A 4,181-nucleotide genomic window follows, 5' to 3' on the forward strand; every position below is an offset into this window, starting at 1 on the left:
CCATCGGCCTCATCGCCGAGGACGTCGCCGCGGACACACTCACAACCGTCGATTTCAACGAACTGAAAATCGAGGCCTTCGGCAACGAGATCGTCACAAACGATCCGGCCGCGGTCGGCGGGCCGGGCACCCCCGGCATCGACACCGTCGTCTATACCGGCACCGCCCCGGTCGAGGCGACGCTCGCCGATGACGTCGAGAATTTCGATGGATCGGGGTCGAGCGCCGATGTCACGCTGACCGGCAATGCCGGCGCCAACATCATCACGCTCGGCACCGGCATCAACAAGATCACCACCGGCGGCGGCGCCGACGTGGTGCGCGGCACGCTCGAAGCGGTGGGCGGCAGCGAGATCACGGATTTCTCGAACGAGGATGCTCTGGTGATCTCGGGCGTCGATACCGATACGCCGATCAGCTACGAGGCCGGCTCGGCCGTGATCGACATCAACGGTCAGAAGATCACCTTCTCGGGGCCGGATTTCGAGAACTTCGTGCCGGGCGACGGTCCCGCCACCTTCGATTTCGAGAACACCGCCGACGGGCTGCGGATCACCCGTGCCTCCGGCGAAACCATCCTCTACCGGGTCAACGCGGGCAGCACCGACGTCGCCGCGATCGATGGCGGCCCGGACTGGATCGGCGATCTGGCGCTCGAGAACGGCAACGGCTCGATCTCGGTCACCGGCGAGATCGACAACGAGTATTCGAACGCGCTGACGGATTCCGAGGGCGAGATCGACTACATCGATCCGGGCGTGCAAGGCTATGCGCCCTGGCAGCTCTTCGTCCACGAGCGCAGCGACAACAGCAACAACAACATCCCGCTGACCTACAATTTCGACGTGGCCGTGGGTGCGACCTACAAGATCACGCTGCTCTACACCGAGAACTGGCCCGGCGCGTTCAATCTCCCGAGCAGCGACCGGATCTTCGACGTGACGGTGGATGGCACGGCCTTCGCCGAGTTCGCCGATCTCAACCCGCTGGTCGAGGCCGCGGCGGCGATGGGGCAGGCCCTGCCGCCGAGCACGGCCACGAACGCGCAGAAACAGCCCTTCCTCGGCACGGTGCTGACGCGCGAGCTGATCTACACCGCCGTCGACGACCAGCTGAACCTCGCCTTCATCCACAACAACCAGAACCCCAAGATCAACGCGATCCAGATTTCCCAGCTGGGCGGGCCGCAGCTCGCTGACGGCACGGCGCCGGTGATCGAAAGCGTGTCGATCGAGAATCTGCAGGGCGATACAGACAGCCCGCGCGAGATCACCGTCGTGCTGAGCGACAATACCGGCTTCGACGCCGCGAGCCTGGCCACGGACGGCTCCGAACTGGTCTTCAGCGGCATCGTGCCCACGGCGGTCTCGGCGCCGAGCGTGGTGCTGACCAATGGCGGCATGACCGCGACGCTGACCTATGTCGCGCAGCCGCCCGCCAGCGGTTCATGGCCGAGCGGCGAGGGCCAGATCTCCATCGCCGCCGGCGTGTTCGCCGATGCGGCCGGCAACGGCGCGGCGGGCGCGACCTCGAGCTTCATCCTCGAGCCGAACCTCGACAATCTGGTGCGCGGCGCGGTGGTGCGTGCGATCAATGTCGGCACCACCGACACCGCGCCCGCCACCAATCTCGGGCCGGATCCGCTCGATGGCGGCGCGGTCGACAACAACCGCTATGGCGGCGCGATCGCAGCGGACAGCCTGCTCCTCGACGCGACCGGTCAGCCGATCGCCTTCGAGGCGGACGACAACGCCTATTATACCAGTCCCAAGGGTCAGGGCCCGTTGAACGCGAATGTCGACGGCCAGTCCGGGACCACCGGTTCGAACTCCGGCGGTATCGATCTCGACGGTTCGGCGCTGCATACCTATCGTGACTCGCAGGCCGATATCTGGACCGCCACCTATGGCGGCTTCGCCAATGGCTCTTACGTGGTCGAGCTGCATTTCGCCGAGCTGTTCCACTCTGCGGCGGGCGGACGGGTCGGCGACTTCACGATCAACGGCACTCTGGTCGGCGATGATTACGACGCCTTCGTCGCAGGCGGGGGCGCCGACAGGCCTTCCTTCATCCGCCACAACGTTCTGGTCACCGACGGGACCATCACCGTGCAGGTCGACAGCTCGAGCGGACAGGCGGGCTATTCGGCGATCGTGGTCTATGACGCCGTTCCCTCGGACCTGCCGCCGACCATCTCGGTCTCGGCCGGCAGTGCCGTCGAGGGCGAGGACGCCGTGATCACCGTGACCCGGATGGGGGATGTCACCGAGGCGGTCACCGTCACGCTGTCGCTCACCGACGGCAGCGCCAAGGCGGCCGATCACGGACCGCTCGGCAGCACCACGTTGGTCATCCCGGCAGGCCAGACCTCCGCCAGCACGACCGTGCCGATCATCGATGACGATCTGGAGGAGCCGGTGGAGAGCTTCACCGTCTCGATCACCGGCGTCTCGAACGCCAGCGGTGACGCGGTCGTCGCCTCGGGCGGCGGCAGCGCCAGCGTGGATATCGCGGCCAGCGACGTCACCGGCGACATCCCCGCGGGCGGGACGCTGTTCGCGCTCGATTTCGAGACGGGCACCGATCCTCTGGCCGATGGCGGCTTCGACAGCGCCCTGGGCGGCGCGGGCGCCATCGTCGCGGGCGACGCCACGATGGTTGGGGGCAAGCTGGTGGTGCAGACCGCCGATGGCGACATCAGCAACGGCAGTGGCACGGCGAGCAAGAACGACTTCACCAAGATCGTCGACCTGACCGATCCGGCGCTCGAGACCGTGCACATCGCGACGCGCTTCGCGAACCCCTTCACCGAAACGTTGCTCGCAAGCCAGACGGTCCCCATCACCACCGGGGTGGTCCCGAACTTTGCCCAGCAGGGCATCGTCTTCGGCACCGGCAATCAGGCCGAGAACGAACTCATGAAGCTGGTCTGGGGCGGCGTCGCCAAAGGCAACGGCATCCAGCTATGGAGCAATCCGGCCGCCGGCGTCGGCATCGATGCGCAGGTCAAGCTCTCGACCATGGCCCCCGGCGCCTCGCTCTTCGACGTGGCCGAGGTGGAACTCGGCATGGGCGTCGATCTCGCCACGGGGATGGTCTCGACCTATGTGACGCTGTTCGATGCCTCGGGGAACGTGCTGGGCGGCGTGCGCCCGATCGACACCCCGGGCTTCATGACCATGGCGCCGACGCAGGCTCCGGCAGCGGTGGTCGCCAACCTCGCCAGCGGCGCCACGCATATCGGCGTGACGTCGAACGACTTCAAGACCCTCGAGAGCTTCGAGGCGAGCTGGGATTATCTCAACGTCACATCGCCGCAAATCGCGGTCGCGGGCGGCAACGAGATCGTCACAAACGATCCGGCGGCGGTCGGCGGCCCGGGCACCCCCGGCATCGACACCGTCGTCTATACCGGCACCGCCCCGGTCAACGCGACGCTCGCCGATGACGTCGAGAATTTCGATGGATCGGGGTCGAGCGCCGACGTCACGCTGACCGGCAATGCCGGCGCCAACATCATCACGCTGGGCACCGGCATCAACAAGATCACCACCGGCGGCGGCGCCGACGTGGTGCGCGGCACGCTCGAGGCGGTGGGCGGCAGCGAGATCACGGATTTCTCGAACGAGGATGCGCTGGTGATCTCGGGCGCCGATACCGATACGCCGATCAGCTACGAGGCCGGCTCGGCCGTGATCGACATCAACGGTCAGAAGATCACCTTCTCGGGGCCGGATTTCGAGAGCTTCGTGCCGGGCGACGGTCCCGCCACATTCGACTTCGAGAACACCGCCGACGGGCTGCGGATCACCCGTGCCGGGGCGCCGACCGGGCCGGTGCTCTCGATCACCGACGCGCCGACGGTGGCCGAGACCGGCGACACCGGGACCACCGATCTCGACTTCGGGCTGAGCCTGAGCGACACCGGCTTCACCGGCACCCTGACGGTGACCTACGACACCGGCACGGCGACGGGCCAGAGCCAGGACATCAGCTTCGTCAACGGGGTCGGCACGCTGACCATGTCGGTCGCCAATGACGATGTCGACGACGGCGACGAAATGGTGACGGTCACCCTGACCGGCGCCAGCGGCACCGCCGCGCCGGTGACGCTCGGCACCGCGAGCGCCAGCGGCACGGTCACCGAGGACGACGTCGCGGCGCCGCCGCCGGGTGGCAGC

Annotated in this window: 1 protein-coding gene; it reads left to right on the forward strand. The window is 67.2% G+C overall.

Translation table 11 applies throughout. The features are described from left to right. Positions 1-4,181, forward strand: a 4,181-nt coding sequence (locus O4G76_RS19655; RefSeq protein WP_269398849.1) for a malectin domain-containing carbohydrate-binding protein, incomplete at both ends; no start/stop codon positions are given.

Origin of the sequence: Limimaricola sp. G21655-S1, from assembly GCF_027213785.1 — a bacterium.
In the GTDB taxonomy this organism is placed as follows: domain Bacteria; phylum Pseudomonadota; class Alphaproteobacteria; order Rhodobacterales; family Rhodobacteraceae; genus Limimaricola.